17 protein-coding genes and 2 pseudogenes are annotated in these 25,350 nt (G+C 47.6%); 16 read left to right on the top strand and 3 right to left on the bottom strand.

What is annotated here, in order from left to right:
- Positions 1-196: 196 nt before the first annotated feature.
- Positions 197-2,212, bottom strand: a complete 2,016-nt coding sequence (mnmC, locus tag AC6I8U_RS11195) for a bifunctional tRNA (5-methylaminomethyl-2-thiouridine)(34)-methyltransferase MnmC2/FAD-dependent 5-carboxymethylaminomethyl-2-thiouridine(34) oxidoreductase MnmC1 (RefSeq protein ID WP_498016901.1) — start codon at positions 2,210-2,212, stop codon at positions 197-199.
- Between the two features lie 175 nt (positions 2,213-2,387).
- Between mnmC and fabB the strand changes: the two genes are divergently transcribed.
- The 10 genes and pseudogenes from fabB (at position 2,388) to purF (ending at position 16,625) form a co-directional block, all read left to right on the top strand.
- Complete coding sequence (gene fabB, locus AC6I8U_RS11190) at positions 2,388-3,599, top strand: beta-ketoacyl-ACP synthase I (RefSeq protein WP_042474295.1); 1,212 nt, start codon at positions 2,388-2,390, stop codon at positions 3,597-3,599.
- A gap of 243 nt (positions 3,600-3,842) precedes the next feature.
- Positions 3,843-4,976, top strand: coding sequence for a 4-phosphoerythronate dehydrogenase (locus AC6I8U_RS11185; RefSeq protein WP_498016900.1), 1,134 nt, complete (start codon positions 3,843-3,845; stop codon positions 4,974-4,976).
- Positions 4,973-5,986 carry an aspartate-semialdehyde dehydrogenase gene (locus AC6I8U_RS11180; RefSeq protein WP_498016899.1) on the top strand — a complete coding sequence of 338 codons (1,014 nt, stop codon included), beginning with the start codon at positions 4,973-4,975 and terminating at the stop codon, positions 5,984-5,986. The genes AC6I8U_RS11185 and AC6I8U_RS11180 overlap by 4 nt, the downstream gene beginning before the upstream one ends.
- 289 nt (positions 5,987-6,275) lie before the next feature.
- On the top strand, positions 6,276-10,526 hold the full coding sequence (locus tag AC6I8U_RS11175; protein WP_498016898.1) for a FimV/HubP family polar landmark protein: 4,251 nt from the start codon (positions 6,276-6,278) through the stop codon (positions 10,524-10,526).
- 196 nt (positions 10,527-10,722) lie between these two features.
- Positions 10,723-11,526, top strand: a complete 804-nt coding sequence (gene truA, locus AC6I8U_RS11170; RefSeq protein WP_234494133.1) for a tRNA pseudouridine(38-40) synthase TruA — start codon at positions 10,723-10,725, stop codon at positions 11,524-11,526.
- Between the two features lie 179 nt (positions 11,527-11,705).
- Positions 11,706-12,635 (top strand): acetyl-CoA carboxylase, carboxyltransferase subunit beta, encoded by a 930-nt coding sequence (accD, locus tag AC6I8U_RS11165; RefSeq protein WP_042474304.1) that lies wholly within the window; start codon positions 11,706-11,708, stop codon positions 12,633-12,635.
- A 42-nt stretch (positions 12,636-12,677) separates the two neighbouring features.
- Entirely contained in the window at positions 12,678-13,949 is a 1,272-nt protein-coding gene (gene folC, locus AC6I8U_RS11160) for a bifunctional tetrahydrofolate synthase/dihydrofolate synthase (RefSeq protein ID WP_498016897.1), read from the top strand.
- A 25-nt stretch (positions 13,950-13,974) separates the two neighbouring features.
- Positions 13,975-14,523, top strand: coding sequence for an SPOR domain-containing protein (locus AC6I8U_RS11155; RefSeq protein WP_234494131.1), 549 nt, complete (start codon positions 13,975-13,977; stop codon positions 14,521-14,523).
- A gap of 61 nt (positions 14,524-14,584) precedes the next feature.
- A pseudogene (locus AC6I8U_RS11150) lies at positions 14,585-15,074 on the top strand (CvpA family protein).
- Between the two features lie 36 nt (positions 15,075-15,110).
- The gene (gene purF, locus AC6I8U_RS11145; RefSeq protein WP_498016896.1) at positions 15,111-16,625 is read left to right on the top strand and encodes an amidophosphoribosyltransferase; all 1,515 of its coding nucleotides are present in this window, start codon (positions 15,111-15,113) and stop codon (positions 16,623-16,625) included.
- Positions 16,626-16,745: 120 nt separating this feature from the next.
- Here the strand turns inward: purF and AC6I8U_RS11140 are convergent, their stop codons facing one another.
- Positions 16,746-17,621: a LysR family transcriptional regulator gene (locus tag AC6I8U_RS11140; RefSeq protein ID WP_234494129.1), complete on the bottom strand. Its 876-nt coding sequence runs from the start codon at positions 17,619-17,621 to the stop codon at positions 16,746-16,748.
- A gap of 357 nt (positions 17,622-17,978) precedes the next feature.
- Between AC6I8U_RS11140 and AC6I8U_RS11135 the strand changes: the two genes are divergently transcribed.
- The 6 genes from AC6I8U_RS11135 (at position 17,979) to recR (ending at position 23,686) form a co-directional block, all read left to right on the top strand.
- On the top strand, positions 17,979-19,070 hold the full coding sequence (locus AC6I8U_RS11135; RefSeq protein WP_498016895.1) for a response regulator: 1,092 nt from the start codon (positions 17,979-17,981) through the stop codon (positions 19,068-19,070).
- A gap of 271 nt (positions 19,071-19,341) precedes the next feature.
- Positions 19,342-19,752 carry a YbaN family protein gene (locus AC6I8U_RS11130; RefSeq protein WP_042474315.1) on the top strand — a complete coding sequence of 137 codons (411 nt, stop codon included), beginning with the start codon at positions 19,342-19,344 and terminating at the stop codon, positions 19,750-19,752.
- Between the two features lie 157 nt (positions 19,753-19,909).
- Positions 19,910-20,455, top strand: coding sequence for an adenine phosphoribosyltransferase (gene apt / locus AC6I8U_RS11125; RefSeq protein ID WP_498016894.1), 546 nt, complete (start codon positions 19,910-19,912; stop codon positions 20,453-20,455).
- 12 nt (positions 20,456-20,467) lie between these two features.
- Positions 20,468-22,624 carry a DNA polymerase III subunit gamma/tau gene (dnaX, locus tag AC6I8U_RS11120; protein WP_498016893.1) on the top strand — a complete coding sequence of 719 codons (2,157 nt, stop codon included), beginning with the start codon at positions 20,468-20,470 and terminating at the stop codon, positions 22,622-22,624.
- A gap of 109 nt (positions 22,625-22,733) precedes the next feature.
- Positions 22,734-23,063 (top strand): YbaB/EbfC family nucleoid-associated protein, encoded by a 330-nt coding sequence (locus AC6I8U_RS11115; protein WP_042474318.1) that lies wholly within the window; start codon positions 22,734-22,736, stop codon positions 23,061-23,063.
- Positions 23,064-23,086: 23 nt separating this feature from the next.
- Positions 23,087-23,686, top strand: coding sequence for a recombination mediator RecR (gene recR, locus AC6I8U_RS11110; protein ID WP_234494125.1), 600 nt, complete (start codon positions 23,087-23,089; stop codon positions 23,684-23,686).
- 149 nt (positions 23,687-23,835) lie between these two features.
- Here the strand turns inward: recR and AC6I8U_RS11105 are convergent.
- Positions 23,836-25,273, bottom strand: a pseudogene (locus AC6I8U_RS11105) (IS1182 family transposase).
- Positions 25,274-25,350: the final 77 nt, after the last annotated feature.

Below are 25,350 nucleotides of genomic sequence, written 5' to 3'. Positions count from 1 at the left end.
TAGAGGGATTATGGGAGCGAACAGTGCACACGTCGAACTATTGTGAGCCAAATCACATGGTTTGTTTGGTGATTCTCATTTTTTGAACGCTGATTCAGCTTTGAGGCAAGTGGGATTATGGTTGGGATCTATTAGTTGGGTGCATTGAGTAGAAAGCGAGGGGGGTGTCCCTCGCTTTGGTATCTTGAAATGGTGGTTAGCTGTCGTTCAGTGGCTTAGATTTGTTCATTCGTTTAATCCAAGCTCTTGAGGGATGAAGCTCAGACAGCACGTCGACTGGCAGCGGTAACGGGTCACCACATATCTGTGAAGCAAGCGTTTCAGCGAGAAGAGGTGCAGAGCTTAGACCGCGGGAACCCAAGCCCAGCAAACAATAAAGGCCAGTGTAGTTTGGCAGCTTCTCTGGCTTCGATAGCGCGTCACTATAACTCTTGTCGAGCGAGGCAAAATCGGTGACCGGTCCCATGAAAGGTAAGTGGTCACGACTGACGGTTCTGATTCCTTGGCGCGCTTTGTTATCACTCGTGTCAACGTCATTGACCCAATCTACACTTGGGATGCAGGCTCTCAGTTTATCGCCATTCTCTTGTTGGGCGATGTCGTCAAAATCAGTATCAATATTCTTTCTGTCGTAGCTAGCCCCGATACAGTGAGTCATTGTCTTTGGATTGTGGGGCGTCATATACCCGTCGTAGCAAAGTACTGATTGAATCTTTTGTAGCACACTGGTGGTCGGTATGTGGCTTACCTGTCCTTTTACTGCCGTAAGATGCAACGGCTTAGTTTGCTCGATTTGCGTAAACTCATGACCGTTAGCGATGATCACAGCGTCAAAGTGCGGTCCTTGTGGTTCATTAGACTTGCTTAGCAATATTTGCCATTTGCCTTCTTCTATCTGCATCAGAGATGCTACTTCGCTGTTGAAGTGAACCGTGAGCATTCCAGAGGTCTTGTAATGTTCGATTAAACCTTTGGTGAGCTCTGCTGGGCATAGCCAGCCTCCCAATGGATAATTGACGCTAGCATGCGGTGACTCCACCCCGATTGCAGCTGTGGTTTGCGCCGCATCCAGTCGTTGAATGAGCTCCGTTGGAAAGTTGCCAGAGAGCATTCTTTCCAGTTTTTTCTCTGACTTCTCGTCCCACATCAGTTGCGTCACCCCGCACCAATCATGGTCGAAGTCAAAACGTGTTGCTGCCTGTTCCGCAAATTGTCTTGCATACAGAAAAGCGGGAGCAAAGACGCGAGATACGCCTTGATGTTCGCCATTAAGGAGCGGGTAGACAGCACCTTGTCGGTTACCCGATGCGCCTTGCGCTGGCTCATTATCTTTACAATAGAGCGTTGTCTTGATACCGCGTTGAGCTAGAGAAGCAACAAGGGTTGCGCTGGCAACGCCACCACCGACAATAGCGACGTGTTTGGGATTTGAGTTTGCTTCACGATAGTAAAGAGCATCGTAGTTTGAGAAAGGTGTTTTGTTTGCGATATGACCAACAATCATGTCTCGCTTGGTACCGAAGCCCTTCGCTTTTTTCATATCAAAGCCGGCTTCGATAAGACCGCGACGAACAAAACCCGCAGCAGTAAACGTCGCGCAGGTGCAATCTTGTTTGGCCAGTTTGACCATGTTGTTGAACAGTTCTTGGTTCCACATCTCAGGGTTTTTGCTTGGTGCAAATCCATCTAAGAACCAGCAATCAACCACACCGTTACTTGGAGTCGGAACTAAAGGCATGCAATCTTTAATGTCACCAAACCAGAGATCTAGCGTGATCGCGCCGTCAGCGAGCACGATGCGGTGACATTCTGGTACAGCAATAGGGTAGTGCGCTTGTAATTGCTCAGCGTACTTAGCCAGCTCAGGCCATGATTGATGAGCTTTGACCAGATCTTGTTTGGAAAGCGGGTATTTTTCAAAACTGATGAAATGCAGCTCTTTGAGTGACGCGTCTGGGTTTTGCTCTCGGAACTGCTCAAACCATTGCCACACCGCAAGAAAGTTAAGTCCGGTACCAAAACCTGTCTCCGCAATGACGAAGCGACGCTGGTCGAGTTCGCTCCAACGCTCCGGAAGTCGGTTTTGCTTCAAGAATACGTAACGAGTTTCTTCTAAACCATTGACATTAGAGAAGTAAACATCGTCAAATTGATCGGATACAGGGGTTCCCGACTCATTCCAGTCGAGTTGAGCATGAGTGATGGAAGTCATAATTTTGACACTTATCTTGTGTTATACCCGTTTGTAGAAAGTTATCACAACTACATTTAGTGGGGCATCGATAGCATTTATTGATGCGAATTGTACGAATTTATGGGAAAGCTGACCACTTTTATCCTGTATCTTCGTTATCATTTAGCCGTTTTTGAATTTATAGGAATGTCACATGAAACGAGTCGTAATTACCGGTATGGGTATTGTTTCGAGCATCGGTAACAACGTGGAAGAAGTTTTAGCGTCTCTTAAAGCAGGCCGTTCTGGTATTAACGCCTCTGAGCAATTCAAAGAGATGGGCCTTCGTTCTCAGGTTTGGGGTGATCTGAAAATCAACCCAGCTGAGCACATCGACCGTAAGAAAATGCGCTTCATGGGCGACGCGGCAGCGTACGCTTATCTTTCAATGGAGCAAGCGATCGAAGACGCGGGTTTGACAGAAGACCAAGTTTCAAATGACCGCACGGGTATTGTTGCGGGTTCAGGTGGTGCATCTGCACTTAACCAAACAGTTGCTGTTGATACGCTTCGCGCTAAAGGTGTGAAACGTGTTGGCCCTTACATGGTACCTCGTACTATGTCTTCTACAGTGTCAGCATGTCTTGCGACACCGTTTAAAATCCGTGGTGTGAACTACACGATGAGCTCTGCATGTGCAACTTCTGCTCACTGTATCGGTCACGCAATGGAGCTTATCCAACTTGGTAAACAAGATATCGTTTTTGCTGGTGGCGGCGAAGAGCTAGATTGGTCTCAAACTATGATGTTTGATGCGATGGGTGCGCTATCAACTAAGTACAACGAAACGCCAGAAAAAGCGTCTCGTACTTACGATGCTAACCGTGACGGTTTCGTTATCTCTGGTGGCGGCGGTATGGTTGTCGTTGAAGAACTCGAACACGCACTCGCTCGTGGCGCAAAGATCTACGGTGAAGTCGTAGGTTACGGCGCAACGTCTGATGGCTACGACATGGTAGCACCATCTGGTGAAGGCGCTGTGCGTTGTATGAAGATGGCGATGCAAGACGTTGAAGTGATTGATTACGTGAACACTCACGGTACATCAACACCTGTAGGTGACGTGAAAGAACTTGGTGCTATCCAAGAAGTGTTTGGTGGCAACAGTCCAGCAATCTCTGCAACTAAAGCGATGACAGGTCACGCACTAGGCGCAGCAGGTGTGCACGAAGCGATTTACTCAACGCTAATGCTACACCATGGCTTCATCGCTCCAAGCATCAACGTTGATGAGCTAGATGAAGCCGCTCAAGGTCTAGACATTGTGACAGAAACGCGTGAGCAAGAGCTAAACACGGTAATGTCAAACAGCTTTGGCTTTGGCGGCACTAATGCAACGCTAGTACTGAAAAAATATCAAGGTTAATCCTGGATAATCAGTTTCAATGATTTCCAGAGCTGATCAGTGAAAACTGGTCGCAGACGCAAGTTTTAGCCCCTGGAGAGCGGGTTAGAATCCTTTTGTTCTGGATCTTGCCCAGCCTTATGGCTGGGCATTTTTCTTTCTAACACTCCAGTCAGACTCTCTTTGTGTATCGTTCACTCGACACCTGCTGATATATCTTGCACAATTCAGCCTATTGTAAGGACAACCCCATTGGATACTCCCATGAAGATTATTGTTGATGAGGCAATGCCTTATGCTGTCGAACTGTTTAGTCAGCTAGGTGAAGTCATCGCAAAACCAGGCCGTGAGCTAACGGCGGACGATCTCGTTGATGTCGATGCTTTGATGATTCGTTCAATCACTAAGGTTAACGAAGCGCTATTGGAAAAGGCGAACAAGCTAAAGTTTGTTGGAACTGCAACGGCAGGAATGGACCATGTTGATCAAGCTTTGTTAAAGCAGCGCGGCATCTACTTTACTGCAGCGCCAGGTTGTAACAAGGTCGGTGTTGCTGAGTATGTTATCAGTAGCTTGATGGTAATCGCCCAGCAACAAGGTTTTTCTATCTTTGACAAGACCGTTGGTATCATTGGCTGTGGCCAGGTGGGTAGCTATCTACAAAAGTGTCTACAAGGTATCGGCATTAACGTATTGCTTAACGACCCGATCAAACAAAATGAAGGTGATACGAGAACCTTTACCGAGTTAGACGCTCTGCTTGAGCAGTCTGATGTGGTCACCATGCATACCCCTATCACTCGCGACGGTGACTACCCAACCCATCACCTCATTGACCAAGCGCGCCTTGCTAATTTTCGCAGCAACCAGATCTTGATCAATGCTGCACGTGGCCCAGTTGTTGATAACGAGGCATTAAAGCAGCGACTGCTTCAGAGTGATGGCTTTACCGCTGTATTAGATGTGTTCGAGTTTGAGCCAGTAGTTGATTTTGATCTATTACCTCTGTTAACGTTCGCGACCCCTCACATCGCCGGTTATGGTCTTGAAGGTAAAGCTCGTGGCACCACCATGATCTTTAACAGCTATTGTGAGTTTCTTGGGTTGTCTGAACGTGCAAACCCTGATGCACTTTTACCCGTTGCGCCAATTCCTGAATTGACGCTTGATCGTGCTTGGGATGAAGCAGCACTGCACAGTATGACGCAGATCATCTATGATGTACGCAAGGACGACGCCATTTTCCGTCGTGAAATCTACAACGAAAATGGCTTCGACAAAATGCGCAAGTTTTATTGGGATAGACGCGAATACGGCGCTGTCCTTGTTAAGGGTGATGAGACATGTAATCTCGCGCCGTTAGCAGAACTAGGATTTCAAATCGAGGTAACTAAATGAGCCAACAATTTAATATCGCTGTATTTGGAGCAACAGGTGCTGTAGGTGAAACTATGGTCGAAGTGCTGCAAGAACGTGAGTTTCCGATGGGTGATGTCTACCTGCTAGCGAGTGAGCGCAGCGAAGGTAAAACCTATCGTATAAACGGTAAAACAGTGAAGGTTGAGAACGTAGAGAACTTCGATTGGTCACAAGTCCATATCGCACTTTTCTCTGCAGGTGGTGAACAGTCGGCAAAATGGGCTCCGATTGCGGCCGATGAAGGCGTCGTTGTGATCGACAACTCTTCAAACTTCCGTTACGACTACGATGTGCCGCTAGTCGTGCCTGAAGTTAACCCTGAGGCCATTGCCGAGTTTAGAAACCGCAATATTATTGCTAATCCAAACTGCTCTACGATCCAAATGCTGGTGGCACTGAAGCCAATTCATGATGCTGTAGGTATTGAGCGCATTAACGTGACAACGTATCAGTCGGTGTCCGGTGCAGGTAAGAGTGGTATTGATGAACTAGCAGGCCAAACGGCAATGCTGCTAAACGGCAAGCCAGTTGAGCCAAAAGCGTTTGGTCAGCAAATCGCATTTAACTGCATCCCACAAATCGATCAGTTTATGGATAACGGCTACACCAAAGAAGAGATGAAGATGGTTTGGGAGACCCAAAAAATCTTCAATGACTCAAGCATTATGGTCAACCCAACGTGTGTTCGCGTACCGGTATTCTATGGTCATGCGGAAGCGGTTCACCTAGAGACTCGCGCACCTATCTCTGCAGAAGAGGTGGTTCAATTGCTTGAGCAAGCTGAAGGTATCGAAGTGTTCCACGGTGAAGATATGCCAACGCAAGTTCGTGACGCGGGCGGTAAAGATCATGTGATGGTCGGTCGTATTCGTAACGATATTAGCCATCATAGCGGCGTTAACTTATGGGTCGTTGCGGACAACGTGCGCAAAGGTGCTGCAACCAACGCAGTACAAATTGCGGAAGTGTTGATTCGCGATTACTTCTAGGTAGTGGCTTCTAGGTAGTGGTCTCTAGGCAGTGGCTTCTAAGTCGTTGCTTCTGAGCTGCGATAACATCGCACACCAATTGTGTGAGTGAGGGTTTTAGCGCTCTCTTGTCACTTTTTAATCAAAGGCTCCGTTTTAGGGGCCTTTGTGCTGTTAAGCAATGTAAAAATGGTACCAATATCATGCTTGAATCATGTTTTTTCAAGGCTGAACTATAGTTTTGGAGTGATTATCCGATATAGTACCGAGATAAGAATTGTTTTATTTATTGCAGATAGCTGAGCCTTCCATGCATCATTTTTTAAAGCCTTTGCTAGTGACGTTAGCACTAGCAGGAGCGACAACACCTTTTTCAATCAGCGCTGACACTATTCGATTAACCGGCCCTAACGGCGAAGTCATCTCGGCTCCGCAATATTCACAACCGGTACGCCAAGCCGTCGCGTCAGATTCTGACTCGCCCGCGCGTTATTATGGACCAACGGGAGCAAACGAAACCCTATGGTCAATCGCAAGTCGATTTAAGCCAGCAAATGCGAGTGTTCAACAAACCATCTATGCGTTTTACGAGCTAAACCCAGGGCAGTTTGAGCAGAATAATATTCATCAGCTTGCTCCCGGTAGCGAGTTGCGAATCCCTTCTAATGAGTTAATCAATCGTGTTGACCTACAAGAAGCGCTGGCGGTGCTTTCAGCACACCAAAATAAGCTCAATCAGAGCGTTGCTCCTGCACCAACGCCTAGACCAGAACGTGCTGTAACGCCGAGTCCGTCAGTTGTAGAGCCGTTGGTTACAGAGCCTTCGATTGCAGAGCCGACAAAGGTCGCAGATAAGCCACCAGTACCCGCGCAGCCGATAGTCAAAGAGACACCAACGCCAGAAGTGGCGGAGGCCAAACCGTCTGTGCCTAAGTCTTCAGCTTCGGGTACAACGAAAGCTGAGCCCGATGCGACGCAAGCACTTAGAGAAGAGCTAAGTCGCTCTGAAAGCGAATTGCTTTCTCTGGAAGAGCGTAACCATCAGCTAAGACTCATGCTGTCAGAAGTACAGAATGAGGTCGAAGTCCTAAAGACGGAAGTGGATAACGAAGAGCGCATTCGCAGTGAAGTTGAGCGTCAGCTTAGCGAAGAGAAGCGCAAGCAAGCTGAGCTTGCTCGCTTGGCACCTAGCCAACTTGACGTTTGGTTAGCCAAACCTTGGTTCGTTGCATTGCTGGCGAGTATTCCTGCTCTTTTAGTTGGTTTACTGGTGATGATGATCATGCGCTCACGCAAGCGCAGCAATGAGCCTGCGGTTTCGAAAGCGGTAGAAGATAATCAGATAGCATCAAGTAATAGTCCTGAGGCCGCAGGAGCTGCAGCGATAGGCGGTGCAGCGCTCGCCGCAGGAGCGGTCGCAGCTGATGAAGAGGAAGACCTATTCTCAGATGACCTATTAGCGGGTCTTGAAGAAGAGGACACTACTGACGAAGAGCCTAAGGAAGATGCTGAGCCTGATGTGTTCGCGGACCTTGATGAAAGTGACTTCGATTTCAATCTAGATGACGACGACCCATTTGCCAGCATTGATGATGATGGTGAGCTGGATATCGGCGTGGTCGATCTTGATGCTAGCAACAACGGTATCAGTGTTAAGAATGGCGAAAAAGCACTAGGTCTTGAAGAGATGGAACGAGCGCTTAATGATGTCGCCGTGCCGGGTGATGACGTTGATGACCTCGATTTAGACCTGTCAGATGAAGACGATAGTGATGAAGTGGTCTCTCAAGACGATCTAGATAGCCTGTTCACTAATTTCAGCCTAGACAGTGATACAGAATCCGATAAAGCGCCGATTGACGATGAAGACAATTCTTCGCTCGACCAGGCCCAGATGGATGAGTTACTTGCAGGAGACGATTTTGACCTCGATGAAGGTGACATCGATCTTGATGATCTATCCGCAGACTCACCGCTGGCCTCACTCGACAAACTGATTGCTGAGGATAGCAACTCGACAGACAGCGTCGCTGAAGACCGCAATACACCAGTTCTAAATACACACGACATTGACGAAAGCTTCGATTTAGATTCGCCAAATGAAGCCTCTGAAAGCGTCGGTAATGACGATATTGATGACCTGTTTGCCCAGTTCTCTCAAATAGATGCAACACCGGAGTCAACGACGGATACCGATGCACAAGTAGCGAACGAAACCGACGTTGATTTACTTGATGAGATGCTCGAGGACGACTTTGAGCTATCCGATCTTGATGATTCAGATTTGATGCTTGATGAGGTCTTGTCTGCTGAAGATGCGCAAAGCCAATCCGATGATGACGACGTTCACTTATTAGCGGACGAAGATGACAATCTAGACGAAAGCAGTACTGACCTGCTAGATGAAGTCTTGTTTGAAAGTCATCTTTCTAGCTCTACTCAAGATGAGTTAGATGATGACTTCGACCTAGATCCTTTCTCTTCTGATAGCTTGTTAGGATCTGACATTGCTGATGAAGACACTACAGTTTCATCTGTTGAAACGGTTTTGGACCAACAAGAAGATGAACTGGATTTAGACGACATCGATGCTTTATTGGCCGAGAATTCTCTGGCTAGTTCATCCCAAGATGCTTCTGAACTCGAAGCATCCGACGATATTGCTGCTGACGAGAGCTCAGCGGTTGAAGAATTGTCTCAAGCAGCCAGTGAAACGGTAAGCGAAGTTGAAGCGTTTGACGCGCCGCAGCAACAGTCAAACGAAGAGCATCATGAGCTCGAAGTTGATCTAGAGGATACGGCGGTCTCCGAAGACGACATTGACGCGTTGCTAAATGAAGTCAGTGCCCAGCAGTCGGAAGAGAAGGCCGTGCCAGAGCCGGTGGATGTAGGCCTAACTGCTGCTGAGGCTGATCCTGAGGTTGAAACTGTCGATGAAGAGGCTCTCGACGCTCATCAGTCTCTGGAAGAACCTTCTCTAGAGCTTGATGCGGAACAGGATAGTGTTGCGCCGCAAGCGCTGTCAGAGCCTACCTCGGACTCGTCTGCGGACTTTGAGTTTGCACCAGAGATTGAAGGTGCAAGTAACCTAACTCATGAGGAAGATAATTCCGAGCAGGCACGAAAAGAGTTGGATGCTCTGGTCGCTAATGAGTTTGGTATACCTTCGGACGATGATTGGCTTGTAGACGACGTAGAGAGTGCGTCATCTGATGCTAAGTCAGTCGCAGCTGAGTCAGATTCGTTTGAATCTCAAGAGACTGAGCCTGTTGAAAGTGCTACGGCATCAACCGAAACAGAGCTTGATGATGCGGATTTTTTAGCGAACGCTCTACAGAGTGAGTACGGTGAAGAGCAAGCCTTTGCAGATGCTGAGGGTGTGGGTGAAGACTTACCGATATCAGAGGACTCCGCTGACGGTGAGTTTGCTTTTGCTGATGACGAGCTTCCAGAGTACAGCGAGGAAGATGCGATTGCTGATTCTGTGCAAAGTGCACAAGAGCAGGCTCCTGTCGCTGAGACACTCTCTGAAGATGAAGTGCCAGCATTAGAACAAGAGCCGACGCCTATACAGAACGACTTGCCAGAGCCTGATAACGAGCTTATCGACGAAGATTTTGAGTTTCCTGAGTTCACCGAGGAAGACGCGCTGTCGGAGGTCGCTCATGAGCCATCGGAAGACCTCGAACCGCTAACAGTAGGCGAAGACAGTCTTGAGCTAGAAGAGATAAGCTTAGAGTCGATTCCTGAGTATGACGAGCAGCAAGCTGCGATGGATTTTGCTGGGAATGATACCGAGGTCGTTAATTCAACAGAAGGCTCAGACATTTCAGAGCCGTCTTTCGCGCCTCAGGAGATGGTTGGGGAAACCTTAGATCACTCCGAAATCGACGCGCTTGCTGATGCCTTTAATATGGTTGACATGTCAGCTATTGAGCAAGAAGGTAACTTAGATGAGCTATTAAAAGATGGTGATAATGCAGCCTTCTCAAATATTTCTCCCGTCGATCAAACGACAGCGGATAGTGCCGGTTTGGACATTGAAGCGATGCTGCAAGATGCACCAACATCGGATGCGGGGGAAGACTGGAACGGCTTTACGCTGACCGATGATCAACGTGCGGCGATCAACAGTGATATTCCTGCCGAAGAGCAAGCGATTTGGAATGACGATGATGCTGGATCGCTAGCGAAAGCAGCGGATGAAGACTGGTCCTCTCAAGACCCTGACTCCGACTTTGATGCTACAGATAGTCAGTTCATGACCATTGATGAGCTTATGGCTCAGGTGCAAGATGGTGAAGAGTCCGACAAAGATGAAGAAGAGCTAAAGCTTGATGTGGGCTTAGATGAGTTCCCTGATGTTATCGGTCCAATATCCGATGTCGATGTCGATAGCGACTCCGAAGCAGCGGGTAATCTTGATATGGCGAAAATCTATATTGAGATGAACGATTACGAGGGGGCGATCAAGCTACTAGAAAAAGTGTTGCTTGAGGGTTCAGGGCAGATTGAGGACGAAGCCAAACGGCTGCTGAGTAAGTTATCTGAGTATCAATAACCTTTGTTAACCCAACTCTAAGTAAAGGAAAACGGTGGCTGACCACCGTTTTTCCTTTTTTGCTTATTAGCAAAAGTAGCGAATGACCACATCCAAACAGATAAATGACCGTGCATTCACAGGCTGTGACTTTATACAAACGACACTTGCGTATATACTTTGCCCCCTTTGAAAATTCACAGATGCAGAGTTAACGATGAAAGTAGCATTAGGTATTGAGTATAACGGTGCAAAATACTTCGGCTGGCAGAGACAGCGTGAAGTTAATAGCGTTCAAGAAGAGCTAGAGAAAGCACTCTCCGTTGTCGCCAATGAACCTATCGAAGTACAGTGTGCTGGGCGAACTGACGCTGGTGTCCACGGTACAGGGCAAGTGGTGCACTTTGAAACTTCTGCAATCCGTAAGCCCGTAGCATGGACGATGGGCGTCAATGCAAACCTTCCCAAAGATATCGCCGTACGTTGGGCTAAAGAAGTGCCAGAAGCCTTCCACGCGCGTTTCTCCGCGACAGCCCGACGTTACCGTTATGTGATCTTCAATCATGATTTGCGTCCTGGCATTTTATCTTCTGGTATCAGCCATTATCATGGGGAGCTTGATGTTGAAAAAATGCATCAAGCTGGTCAGTACTTGCTAGGTGAAAATGACTTCACTTCGTTTAGGGCGGTACAGTGTCAGTCTCGCAGTCCGTGGCGTAATATCATGCATTTAAATGTGTCACGCCATGGCCCGTATGTCGTGATCGACATTAAAGCCAATGCCTTCGTACATCATATGGTTCGCAACATCACTGGCAGCTTGATTGTCGTTGGTAAAGGCGAGCAGCCACCAGAGTGGTTTGAATGGCTGCTGGCGCAGAAAGATCGCAAACTGGCAGGAGCGACTGCTAAGGCGGAGGGGTTGTACTTGGTTGACGTTGATTATCCTGATGAGTACCAGCTCCCAGAAATGCCAATTGGTCCACTATTTTTGCCAAATGATTTGAACTCTGGCTGGTAATTTCGCTCATATTGATGAGTGAATAGTTGCATTAATAAAGAGTTACGGCTTGGTCACAAGGATAGGTACAACCAGTTTTTTATCTACAGTTTGTCTGTAATATGGTTTAATCCAACGGCATTAATTAGAATTTAACACTTTCGCCATTTTGGCGGGGGTAACGAGAGATAAGGTCTTCCATGAGTTGGCTTGAAAAGATTTTAGAAAAAAGTAATAACATTGTTAGCTCGCGCAAAGCGTCAATCCCAGAAGGTATCTGGACTAAGTGTACGTCGTGCGAGCAAGTTCTATATCACGCTGAACTAGAGCGTAACCTAGAAGTTTGCCCTAAATGTAATCATCACATGCGCATGAAAGCGCGCCGTCGTCTAGAGACTTTCCTAGATGAAGGTAACCGTGTTGAACTTGCTGCTGAACTTGAGCCTCAAGACAAACTTAAGTTCAAAGACTCTAAGCGCTACAAAGAGCGTATTTCTGCTGCTCAGAAAAACAGTGGTGAGAAAGATGCGCTTGTGGTTATGCAAGGTGAGTTGTTAGGTCAACCAGTGGTCGCTTGTGCCTTTGAGTTCTCGTTCATGGGTGGTTCTATGGGCTCTGTTGTGGGTGCTCGTTTTGTACGTGCAGTAGAAGCGGCTATGGAAAACAACTGTGGTCTGGTCTGCTTCTCTGCAAGTGGCGGCGCACGTATGCAAGAGGCATTGATGTCTCTGATGCAGATGGCGAAAACCAGCGCTGCACTTGAGCGTCTATCTCAAAAAGGTCTGCCATTCGTTTCTGTCATGACTGACCCAACAATGGGCGGTGTATCAGCAAGTTTGGCGATGTTAGGTGATATCAACATTGGTGAGCCTAAAGCGCTTATCGGCTTTGCGGGCCGTCGTGTTATCGAGCAGACGGTACGTGAAGACCTGCCAGAAGGCTTCCAACGCAGTGAGTTCCTGCTAGAGCATGGTGCGATCGACATGATTGTAGACCGCCGTGAAATGCGTCAGCGTGTGGGCAGCTTGCTAGCGAAAATGACAAATCAAGCGTCTCCTCTTGTGGTCTCTGTAGAAGATTCTCCAGAAGAACCATCATATGAAGTACCAGAAGCGGACGAAAAAGGGTAAAGTACTCACTAAGTTATCAAACGTTAAGATATTGACGGCTAAATGAGTTCACAATCCATTCCTCAAGCCACATCTTCACTACAGATGTGGCTTGATTACTTAACCAGTATTCATACCAGTGCCATAGATCTTGGCCTAGACCGTGTGTCAGTCGTGGCGCAAAAAGGTCAACTCACCAAACCTGCTCCTAAAGTTATTACCGTTGCCGGCACCAATGGCAAGGGATCAACGTGTGCTTTGATGGAAGCCATCTTGCTCGATGCAGGTTACTCGGTTGGTGTTTACAGCTCACCACACTTAATTCGCTACAACGAACGCGTTCGTATCAATGGCAGCGAACTTCCCGACGAATCTCATGCCAAGGCATTCGCCTATATTGAACAGCTTCGTGGTGATGTGAGTTTAAGCTTCTTTGAGTATGCGACACTTGCCGCGCTGAAGCAGTTTCAAGAGCAGAGCGTTGATGTGGTTCTGCTCGAAGTTGGACTAGGTGGCCGACTTGATGCGACCAACGTGGTTGATCATGATGTGTCAGTAATTACCAGTCTGGCCGTGGACCACGTAGATTGGTTAGGTGATGATATCAATGTCATCGGTTTTGAAAAGGCGGGTATTTTCCGCTCTGGCAAGCCTGCGATTTGCGGACAACCTAAGCCACCTGCAACGGTTCCTGCTCATGCTGATGATATAGGCGCTGAGTTCTACCAAACGGGTATTCAGTTCGATTATGCGCAAACCTCGGATTCGACATGGACATGGCATCATGGCACGTTCACGCTAGAAGACCTTCCAATCCCTGTTTTACCATTAATGAATGCCAATACGGCGCTGATGGCGCTTGGTGCCGCAAACCTCGATATTACAGATATCAATATTGTTAATGGGTTAAAACAAGCACGCTTGGCGGGTCGTATGCAGGTGTTAGCGGGCTCACCGACGACAATTCTTGATGTTGCGCACAACCCGCACTCAGCAGAGTATTTAGTAGCACAATTAGGTCGACTCTATCCTGAGACTCGATTCAAAGTGGTTATTGGTATGCTTCACGACAAAGATATCGAGGAGACTATTCGAGTTTTGAATCCTCTGACAGAGCACTGGTATCCTGCTTCTTTAAGTGGGCCTCGCGCCGCCTCTGCGGATGAGTTGTGCTCACATCTAGAGTCCAATGAGACACTAACTCGATACGATTCACCAGTTACGGCCTTTGATGCAGCCAAAGCGGATGCTCAGCCAGAGGATTTGATTCTGGTCGTAGGGTCGTTCCATACCGTTGGTGAGGTTCTCGCGCATTGCGGCGGTACGAGAAGCTAGGACGAAGACTAATCTAGGAGAAACGATGGCGAGTAAATTCCAAAGCCGTTTAGTTGGGACCATAGTATTGGTCGCTGTAGGGGTGATCATTCTGCCTGACTTACTTGATGGTAAGAAACTGCATTACAAAGAAGAGTTTGCCAGCATTCCTCTTAAGCCAGAGATCAATGCGGATGTAGAGAGCTTTGAAGTGCTGGAGCCAGAGGAGGACATCTCTGTCCTTCCGGAGTCGCCAGTACAAGCAACCGTAGGTGAAGAAGTGGTAGAGGAGCAAAGTCCGCCAGCTGATATCGTCGACGTTGCGGTACAAGAGGTTCCAGAGCGCAACGATTACGCAGACAGTGCTTGGATTATTCAACTGATGGCGCTAAAAAATGCCGATAATGCACGTGCATTAGTAGAGGATCTGCAAAAGCGTGGCTATCAAGCTCATGTGAAACAAGAAGCGACATTTACTCGCGTCATCATCGGTCCAGATGTTTCAAAAAGTAAATTGGAGAAGCAATTGATTGAATTGGAGGAAATTACCGGTTCTCGAGGTCAATTGCTCAAATTTAAACCACTAAATCCATAAGAAAACGTTTGCGTCGCGCATTTTTCTGTTAAAATGCGCGCCAACTTGAGATGAAGAATTCATGAATTGGTTAGATTTTGTCATTTTGGGTGTGATTGGGCTTTCAGCTTTAATCAGTTTAGTTCGCGGATTTGCCAAAGAGGCAATGTCGTTGGTGATATGGTTTGGCGCGTTTTTTTATCGCTAGCCAGTACTACGCTAAACTAGCGGTGTACTTTACCAATATCGAAGATGACATGTTTCGAAATGGCGCCGCAATCGCTGCCCTGTTTGTTGCGACTCTAATTGTTGGAGCGCTCATTAATTATGTGTTGGGGCAGTTAGTACAAAAAACGGGACTCTCTGGTACCGATAGGGTACTGGGAATCGTGTTCGGTGCTCTTCGAGGTGTGCTGATTGTTTCGGCAGTGCTCTTCTTTGTCGACACGTTTACCACGCTGAATAACAGTGAGTGGTGGGATTCATCTCAATTGATTCCGCACTTTAAGTTAATCATCGAGCCGTTTTTTGAACATATCGAAGCAACTTCTAGTTTCCTGTCTGGCGCCTAATGGCGTCAGCTAATGTCGCAAATCGAGGATTAGGACATGTGTGGTATTGTTGGAATCGTTGGCTCTACGCCTGTGAATCAGTCTATCTATGACGCTTTGACCGTTTTACAGCATCGTGGCCAAGATGCCGCTGGTATTGTTACCATAGAAAGCAATCGTTTTCGTCTGCGTAAGGCGAATGGTCTAGTAAAAGACGTTTTTGAAGCGAAGCATATGCAGCGCCTCCAAGGTAACGTAGGTATTGGACATGTTCGTTACCCGACAGCAGGCAGTTCTAGCGCCTCTGAAGCTCAGCCGTTCTACGTAAACTCTCCGTTTGGTATTACCCTGGCACACAACGGTAACCTAACAAATGCTCACGAAGTTCGTGAAAAGCTGTTTGAGAAAGATCGTCGTCACGTTAACACTACCTCTGACTCTGAGGTTCTTCTTAACGTACTTGCACACGAAATTGATACTGTTAAAGGCAATGTGACCTCTGACGATGTGTTCCGTGCCGTAACGAATGTGCACCGCACTATCAAAGGTGCTTATGCGGTCGCTGCGATGATCATCGGTCATGGCATGATTGCGTTCCGCGATCCAAACGGTATCCGTCCTCTTTGTCTTGGTAAGCGCGAATTCGAAGGCAAAACTGAGTACATGGTAGCGTCTGAGTCGGTTGCACTTGATGCAGTAGGCTTTGATTTCGTTCGCGACGTTGCGCCAGGTGAAGCGATTTACGCAACATTCGATGGTGAGCTATTCACGCGTCAATGTGCTGACAACCCGACACTGAACCCATGTATCTTCGAGTTTGTTTATTTTGCTCGTCCAGATTCATTTATCGATAAGATCTCGGTATACAGCGCACGCGTTGAGATGGGCAAAAAGCTTGGTGAGCGCATCAAGGATGAGTTCGCAGACCTTGATATCGATGTCGTTATTCCGATCCCTGAGACTTCTTGTGACATTGCTCTGCAAATTGCACAAGCTATTGATAAGCCATACCGCCAAGGTTTTGTGAAAAACCGTTATGTGGGCCGTACCTTTATCATGCCAGGTCAGCAGCAGCGCAAGAAATCTGTACGTCGCAAGCTAAACGCGATTCGCTCAGAATTCAAAGGCAAGAATGTACTGCTTGTTGATGACTCTATCGTTCGTGGTACAACATCAGAACAGATCATCGAGATGGCTCGTGACTCCGGTGCAAACAAAGTGTACATGGTGTCAGCTGCGCCAGAAGTTCGCTTCCCGAACGTTTATGGCATTGATATGCCAAGTGCGAACGAGCTTATCGCCCACGGTCGTGATAACGATGCTATCTGTAAGCAAATTGGCGCAGATGCACTGATTTACCAGACTATCCCTGACCTTATCGAAGCGGTTGGCTTGGGTAACCCAGATGTTAAGCTGTTTGAAGCATCGGTATTCAACGGTGAGTACGTAACAGGTGATATCGACCAGTCATACTTAGACTATCTAGATTCTCTGCGTAATGACGATGCGAAAGTGCAGCGTGATATCCAACAAGATCTGGCGAACTTAGAGCTTCACAACGAAGGTATCTAATCGTCTCGGATAGAGTTCTAAGAAAAAACCAGAGCGATGAACTGACCCCCAATAGTTGGACACCAATTATTGGGGGTCTTTTTATGCTTGTTAAGTTGAGACCGATGTTTTGCTGGCCGATTAATGCAATGAGTAGTCGATAACAAAGTCGATAAACAAGCGCACTTTCTCTGGTAGGTGGTCTTTATGGTTGTAGAGCATATAGATGTCACGTGGGTTTGCGCTCCACTCAGGGAGTACGCGTACCAAATCGCCATTGTCGATGTGTTCTTGCAACATGACGTCAGGCATTAGTGTAATGCCTAGGCCTGCAGAACAAGCGCGGCGAACCACGTTCAAGCTATTTGCTTCGAAGCGCCCTTTAGAGTTTTCAATGATCGACTCACCGCTGACATTTTTTAGCTGCCATTTGATAAGTGGCGCACCTTTTAAGAGCCTATGTGAAGAAAGCTCTTCCGCATGTTTAGGTTCGCCATGTTTAGCGAGATAGTCTGGGTGTGCGACCAAGATATCTTTCACAGTGCTTAGCTTACGAGCGATGAGGCTTGAGTCGCGCTGAGGGCCAACACGGAAGATCACATCCCACTCTGTTGGATCAAGCTGATCGGCGTGATTACTCATTGTGAGATCGAGGCTGATGTCAGGATATTGACTCATAAAGTCATTGAACATTGGCATCATCATGCGCTTGGTGAGATTTGAAGGGGAGGAAATCTTCAGTTTACCCGATGCGCCTTTACACTCGTCCGTGATTTCTTCTGTTGTCGATGTCAGACGTTGAAGAAGGGGAGAGCATTCATTATAAAAACGTTCGCCTGCTTCGGTGAGCGATAGCTTTCGCGCGTGACGATTCAGCAAACGAAGGTTCAGTGAATCTTCAAGAGCTTGAATGCGTCGAGTAATTGTTGCAACTGGGATCATGGTTTTACGAGAAGTTGCCGTATAACTCCCATTTTCTACAACAAGCCGGAACAGATTTAAGTCATCGAGTTTCATATATTCAACTATTTGTAATTATTGGTTTTTAATATAGCCCAAATCCTGAAAAAGTAACCCTTTATCCAAGACTTACCTTCACAAGACAAATCGCGTTTTTGTTTTTAAAGTACGGGGAAATCAGCGATTTGAGCGCCTTTATAACAAAACCTAGAACACAAGATAATGCCACAAATGGGGGCATTTGTATAAAAGTGGATTTCTGCCTACAGTTAAAGTACTCAGGAGAGGATTGTATGCTGAGTTCAATAGTCAATTAATTGCATCATTGTAGCGTTTCCTTACGATACGACGTTTGATGTAAACCAAAAATAATAACAATTAAACGCTCAATAGATTTTTGTGAGGCGTATTTTTATGTCTAAAACCGACAGTCAAGTCGCCGTTGCCATAGAGCAACAGCATAGTGCTAGGGTTATGGTCGTGGACGATGACCCCATCTTCCGGAGTGTGACCAGAAAGTTCTTAGAAGCAATTGGTCATCAGGTCGTTGAAGCCGGCGATGGTCTAGAAGCACTAAAGATGTTAGGAGAGGTTCAGCCTGATCTGGTCCTCTGTGATTTAGCCATGCCACTGCTTACTGGTATGGAGTTTACTGAAGAGGTAAGGGTGGAATATCCGTCTTTGCCCGTCATCGTCATTTCAGCTACTGGTGACATGGGGGATGTTGCGAAAGCATTGAGGATGGGCGTAAAAGACTTCCTCACCAAGCCTCTTAGCGATTACCGTTATTTGGCCGAGGCTATCGATGTGGTGCTCGAAGAGAACTCTAGCGTGGGTGAGCAATCTGACTTTGTTAGTCGATGGTTCCATCTTGAAGATGGTGAACCAGGCGGCTCGGATGAGGAAAAGGAGCTTCACTGGCATTTGGAGTATCTTCAACAGAACCCCAACGCGGCGAGAGAGTTGTTAACCGCCTTGTTGCCAGAGAAAGACTCTGCGCTCGGAGCATGGCGTAGTAGTTACCGGCTACTCCAGTCTGCGAACAGTTTACCCTTGGTATTCGACTACACTTGGTTAATGAGTGGTCAACTGGCGTTTTATCTCGTCGACGCCGACTCTGCCGAAGATGGCGGTGTGGCGAGTACCTTGCTAGTCAGAACCTTGTTTGATGATTACGTCCGTCGACTTCAACACAATAGCGTTGATCTGAAAGGGTTGGCTCGTGATATCGAGAAAGGGATGACCTGTGCAAATGGAACCGGGCCTGTGAATGCGCTGTTTGGCAGCATCGACCTTAATGATGGATCTTTATCTATCCTTCCTGCGGGCTTGAACTGTCGATGGGAGAACGGGCAGGCACATTTCAACGTGGCTGGAGGTAAAAAGTTAGGCGAAAACTGCTTGGGTAATTTTATGACCAAAGATTTGGCGCTTAACGACGCAGGCAAGCTGACATTGAGTCAGGTTGGCACGAGTAGCTTCAGTTGGGACATTCGCTTAGTTTAGTTTGGCTAAATCAAATTACGATTGCGAATAACCCTACTTTTCATCTGTTTTTGACGAAATGTAATTGGTATATAGTGAAAATGTTACAGCATTGGGAGGCGATTGCCTCCCTTTTTATTACAACTATACCCAAGAGCAAAGTCATGTCAGATTCAGAATTCAAAGAACCATACAATATTTTTTACTTTTTAGGTTTCATCGCAGCATTGCTTATCCCTACGCTTCCCGCTACTCTCACTTGGATTAGAGTAATGAACGGATACGCGGGTTTTTGACCAGAGACAATCTCACCACTGTAAAACGACTTCTTTGGAACACAGTTGGTATCATTTCAGTAGTTTTAGGTGTGGTCGGTATAGTCCTTCCTTTATTACCGACAACACCATTCCTTCTTTTAGCGAGCGCCTGCTTTTTTCGCGGCAGTCCAGCATTTCATCACTGGCTACAGACTCATCCAAAATTGGGCCCGATTATTACCGATTGGGAGCAAGAGAGGCGCGTGACAAAATCGGTGAAACAGAAAGGTGCGGTGTTTATCGTACTCAGCTTTTCTCTCTCTATCTTCGTAGTGAATGGGGTTTGGTTAAAAGTTATGCTGTTCACTCTGTTCTTAGTCATTTTTACCTTCTTTTTGCGGATTCCTGTGAAACCGCCCGTTGCTGATCAACACGAAAATCACTAACATTAGAGGGTTGTGTGCCCACCGATAATGTGGGCGTTTTATTTATACCTACAGAATGAACGTATCTAGCGAGTGGCGTAGTTGCTACGGTGTATAAACACGCTGGACCCGTACTCTGAACGTCAGGCATTCAAAGACCTTTCCAGAGATCAATACTATGACAATCGACAAAATTTCCCTTATCAAAGCAAGCATCAAAAGCATTCAGGACTACCCAAAGCCAGGTATTTTGTTCCGCGATGTAACAAGTCTGATGGAAGATGCTACGGCATACCAAGCGACAATTGAGCTGCTGGTAGAGAAATACAAAGATCAAGGCTTCACTAAGATTGTGGGCACTGAAGCGCGCGGTTTCCTATTTGGCGCTCCGCTTGCGCTAGAGCTCGGTCTGGGTTTCGTGCCTGTGCGTAAGCCAGGTAAACTGCCACGTGAAACGGTGGCACAGTCGTATGAACTTGAATACGGCACGGATACTCTAGAGATCCACACAGACGCTATCGTAGAAGGCGATAAAGTACTGATGGTCGACGACCTTCTAGCGACTGGTGGTACGATTGAAGCCACGACTAAACTTATTCGCAAGCTTGGTGGTGACGTACAGCACGCTGCATTTGTCATCAACCTACCGGAAATCGGTGGCGATAAGCGCCTTGAAGCTCTAGGCATTGAAGTCTACAGCTTGTGTGAATTTGAAGGCCATTAATTAGGACACCTCATGAGTTATCTCGCGCTAGCTAGAAAATGGCGACCAAAGAAATTCTCGGAAGTGGTGGGGCAAGCTCACGTGCTAACGGCACTGGAGAATGCGCTTGACCAAAACAGACTGCACCATGCGTACCTATTTAGCGGTACTCGAGGTGTGGGCAAAACGACAATAGGTCGATTGTTTGCAAAAGGGCTGAACTGTGAAACAGGGATCACTGCGACACCGTGTGGTCAATGCTCGACGTGTAAAGAGATCGATGAGGGGCGCAGTGTTGATTTGTTAGAGATCGATGCGGCGTCGCGAACTAAGGTCGAAGATACCAGAGAATTGCTGGACAACGTCCAGTACAAACCTGCTCGCTCTCGCTTTAAGGTCTACCTTATTGACGAAGTTCATATGCTATCGCGCCATAGCTTCAATGCGTTGTTGAAAACGTTAGAGGAGCCGCCAGAGTACGTGAAGTTTTTGCTTGCCACTACGGACCCGCAAAAGCTTCCAATGACGATTTTGTCTCGTTGTCTTCAGTTCCATCTCAAGCCGATCACCGTCGACAATATTCGGCAGCAATTAGAGCATGTTCTGACTGAGGAGCAAGTCTCTCAAGAACGTCGAGCCCTAGCGTTGCTTGCGCATGCAGCTGATGGCAGCATGCGTGATGCACTGAGCCTGACCGATCAAGCTATCGCACTGGGTAGCGGTAATGTTTCTACGGATATCGTTAGTCAGATGCTGGGCACTTTGGACACGGCTCAAGCATTGCAGTTACTCGAGGCTATTTCTACGGGTGACGCAGAGAAAGTGATGGCTAGACTGAATAGCCTGGCAGACAATGGTGTCGATTGGGACGTATTACTGTCTGAATTGGCGACGCAGTTACATCGCATCGCATTGGCTCAAGCATTACCAACCAGTGTGGATAACGCTGTTGCCGATGGTGATAAAATTCGACACCTTGCGGGAGCACTGCAAGCTACCGATGTGCAACTCTATTATCAGATTGCGCTGAAGGGACGACAAGACTTACCGTTTTCGCCTTCCCAGCGTGTTGCTGTAGAAATGACGTTACTGAGGATGCTGGCTTTCAGACCTGTCAGTCAAGTAGCGGCTAGTGAGATAAATGCAGCGCCGAGTCAGCCTCAAACGGTTCCAGCGGCGCAAACTGCGCCAGCACCGACAGCACCAGTGCACACCGCACCTTCACAGACGATGTCAACGCAGCCAATAGCTCATACGCAGAGCGCGCCTCAATACGCAGGGTCTATTCCGCAATATGAAGACGGACCAGAGCCTTATATTGATACCTCGCAGATGCCGCCACCGGCACCAATGCAAGGAACTCCGCAACGAGCACCTCAGCCACAGATGCAACCAGATGTGAATGCAGCAGCACCGTCGCAACCCACGGCTCCCGCTGCGCCTCAAGAGAGTGCGCCAGCTAGAGCGGCCGGCGGTTTGCGTCATCAGTTGCGATCTCGTAGGCAGTCTGCAGGACAAAATACGCAACCCTCGGGGACGAACCCAGGAAAAAAGCCTAAGGCGTCATCTGAACCAAGCTCAGTCTTGGAGCGAGTAGCTATGCGTACTCAAGGTCGAGCTGCAAGCCCGACCAGCGTGTCAGATGTCGCGGAGACCAAAACAGAGCAAGCTAACGCGAATGAGCCATACCAATGGCGTCCGTCGAGTAATGTCGCACAGCAACAAAGTAAGCCGACGATTAAACCGTCCACGTTGAAAAAAGCGCTTGAGCACGAGAAAACGCCAGAAATGGCGCAGCGTTTAACGACGGAAGCCGCCGCGCAAGATGCTTGGGCGGATATGATTGAGAAACTCGATATTGGCAAGTTGGTTCAGCAGCTCGCTCTGAACTCTGTCTATCAGAAAGATGGCACGTCAATTCAATTAGGATTGAGACCCACTCATGCACACCTAAATTCTGACAAAAACCAGTCCGAACTACTCGCTGGCTTAAATGTCTTACTAGGAGAAGAGTGTCACCTTTCTATAGAGGTGTCTGAACAAGGGACTACGCCACTCGAGCTTCGAGAAAATCTGTACCAGATGAAACTGACAGAGGCGGCGCAAAGCCTACAAACGGATCCCAACGTACAGTTTATGCTAACTCGTTTTGCTGCGCAGTTAGATGAAGAGAGTATAAGACCTTTATAAGTCACTCACTTTCTTAGGCTTAGATGTATGCTTAAGGAAGGGCGGGGTTGTAATCGATGAATGCGACCCCATGTTATCAATTGAACTATGAATAAACCGAGAGAAACCTATGTTTGGTAAAGGTGGTATGGGCAACCTGATGAAGCAAGCCCAGCAGATGCAAGATCGCATGCAAAAGCTTCAAGAAGAAATCGCGAACATGGAAGTAACTGGCGAGTCTGGTGCTGGCCTTGTTAAGGTGACTATCACTGGTAGCCACAGCACGCGTCGTGTTGAGATCGATGAGAGCTTGATGGAAGACGACAAAGAGATGCTAGAAGATTTGATCGCAGCTGCGTTCAACGATGCAGCTCGTCGTGTTGAGGAAACTCAAAAGGAAAAAATGGCGTCAGTAACTGGTGGTATGCAACTTCCACCAGGCATGAAAATGCCTTTCTAATTGGAAGATTAGAGACATAATTAATGCGAACTAGCCATATGCTGGAGCATTTGATGGAGGCCTTGCGATGCTTACCTGGGGTTGGTCCTAAGTCAGCACAACGCATGGCCTTTCATTTGTTACAGCGAGACCGAAAAGGCGGCCTTCAGCTCGCGGATGCACTTTCTAACGCAATGACTGAAATCGGTCACTGCCAACAGTGCCGTACGTTTACCGAAGAAGAAATCTGCCACATTTGCAGTAATCCCAAGCGTAAAGAGAACGGTCAGTTGTGCGTTGTTGAAAGTCCAGCGGATATCGCAGCAGTGGAAGCAACCGGTCAATTTTCTGGTCGTTACTTTGTTTTAATGGGGCACTTGTCTCCACTAGATGGTATAGGCCCAAGCGATATTGGTCTTGATGTTCTCGATTACAGACTCAGACAAGGCGATATCGGCGAGGTTATCTTGGCGACAAACCCAACCGTTGAAGGTGAAGCAACGGCGCACTATATTGCAGAGCTTTGCCACGAGCACCAGGTGTCAGCGAGCCGTATCGCGCACGGTGTTCCTGTAGGTGGTGAGCTTGAGTTAGTAGATGGAACGACCTTGTCGCATTCATTGATGGGGCGTCAAAAAATCTGATGTTGGTCTTTCGACAGCAGACTTTGCTATCTAACGAAATAAGTTAAAAGGCGCGATAACATCGCGCCTCAGATTGCTGACGAACCCCGCTTTTTCAAGCGGGGTTCTTTTTTCTGAGCGGCCATAGGCCGCGATCGCGATATTTTTTGTTAGATAGCGCTCTGAAGTGAGTTGAGCCTAAACCGGCATACAGAGGCCAGTATTTGACGTATTTCTGCCCTATTTAAGCCCATTTTTTCGCAGATAGCTCACCACCAACGCTATCTTCTTGATGTTTTGAGCGGCAGCGGCTAACCAACATTGCATCTGCACTTTTGCGAGACCACGGTAGCGCGCGTAACGGTGACCATGGTGTTGTTTTGCATCGGCGAAGCTTCGTTCTACCGTTTCACTTCGCCTCCGATACGTCTTTTTCCGTAGCAAGAGAGTCGCATTTGATTGGCTCGCTCCACCGCCTCGCTGTAGAGGTGACGCGTTATGACCTTCTGCATGTTTTCACTCTTGGTGCAGTCGTCCCGAACGGGGCAAAACGCACATTGCTTCGGGTCGGAAGCGTATGAGCGATAGCCTGCGCGTGTTGTGGTTTTATAGACGAGCTCCTGCCCTTCTGGACAGCGATAGGTATCGGTCTCTTTTTTGGTATTTGAAGTCTTTCTTCTTAAATTTGTTCTTAGTTCTTGATGGGCGGCGATACCCGAACACACCTAATAGACTGCGGCGCTCGAGTGATTCAGCAACAGGCGCTGTGAAGTAACCTGCATCGATACCAACTGCGATGGGGTTGAGGTTGAACTGCTCTAGCGTGTGGTCGAGACGACGGATATAGGGCTGTGAGTCATTCACATTCCCCGGTGTTGCGTATGTGTCTATGATTATACCGTGCTTGCCATCCACGGTTCGGTGGTCAAGATAGAAGAAGCCTTGAGGCTTATTGTCCCGGGTCATGAAGCCACTTTCAGGGTCGGTGGTGCTGACTTTGGTGTTTTTGACGTCTGTCTTTGGTGGCGTCTCCTTGAATGGATTTTTACCTTCGGCTTCTCGGTCTGCGGCCACATCTTCATTCAGCATATCAAGATAAGCGCCTGCACTAACTGGGCGCAGACGATTCATGTGCTTGTTCTTGTTAGCATTGGCTTTAAGGTGTGTACTGTCAGTGAAGAGCTCCTGTCCTGCGACTAAGCCTTTCTCCATCGCTTGAAGCACTATGTTATTGAAGATGCGCTCAAAGACTTCAGTACCATTGAAGCGTCGAATTCGGTTCTGGCTTAACGTCGAAGCATGGATAACTTTTTCGGTCAGTGACATTCGCAAGAACCAACGATAGGCGACGTTCACTTCAATTTCTTTGACCAGTTGGCGCTCACTTTTGATGCCGAATAGGTAGCCAAGCAGAATGATTTTGAATAAACGAACAGGGTCTACGGGCGGGCGGCCGTTATCTTTGCAGTATAGATGTGCCACTTCGTCTCTGATGAATTCAAAGTCGATGGCATTATCAATTTTTCGTACGAGATGATTTTGTGGAACAAGCTGTTCCATAGTGACCATTTCAAGTTCGTATTGCTGAGGAGAAGGTTCTTGAAGCATATCGGAGTATCCATATTTCGATACTCCTATTAGATCAAAGGTCTGGCTCGAAAGCTAGACCTTTGTCAGCAGTCTGA

It is taken from the genome of Vibrio sp. KUL80, assembly GCF_059725495.1.
This window is presented reverse-complemented; position numbering and strand designations above follow the sequence as displayed.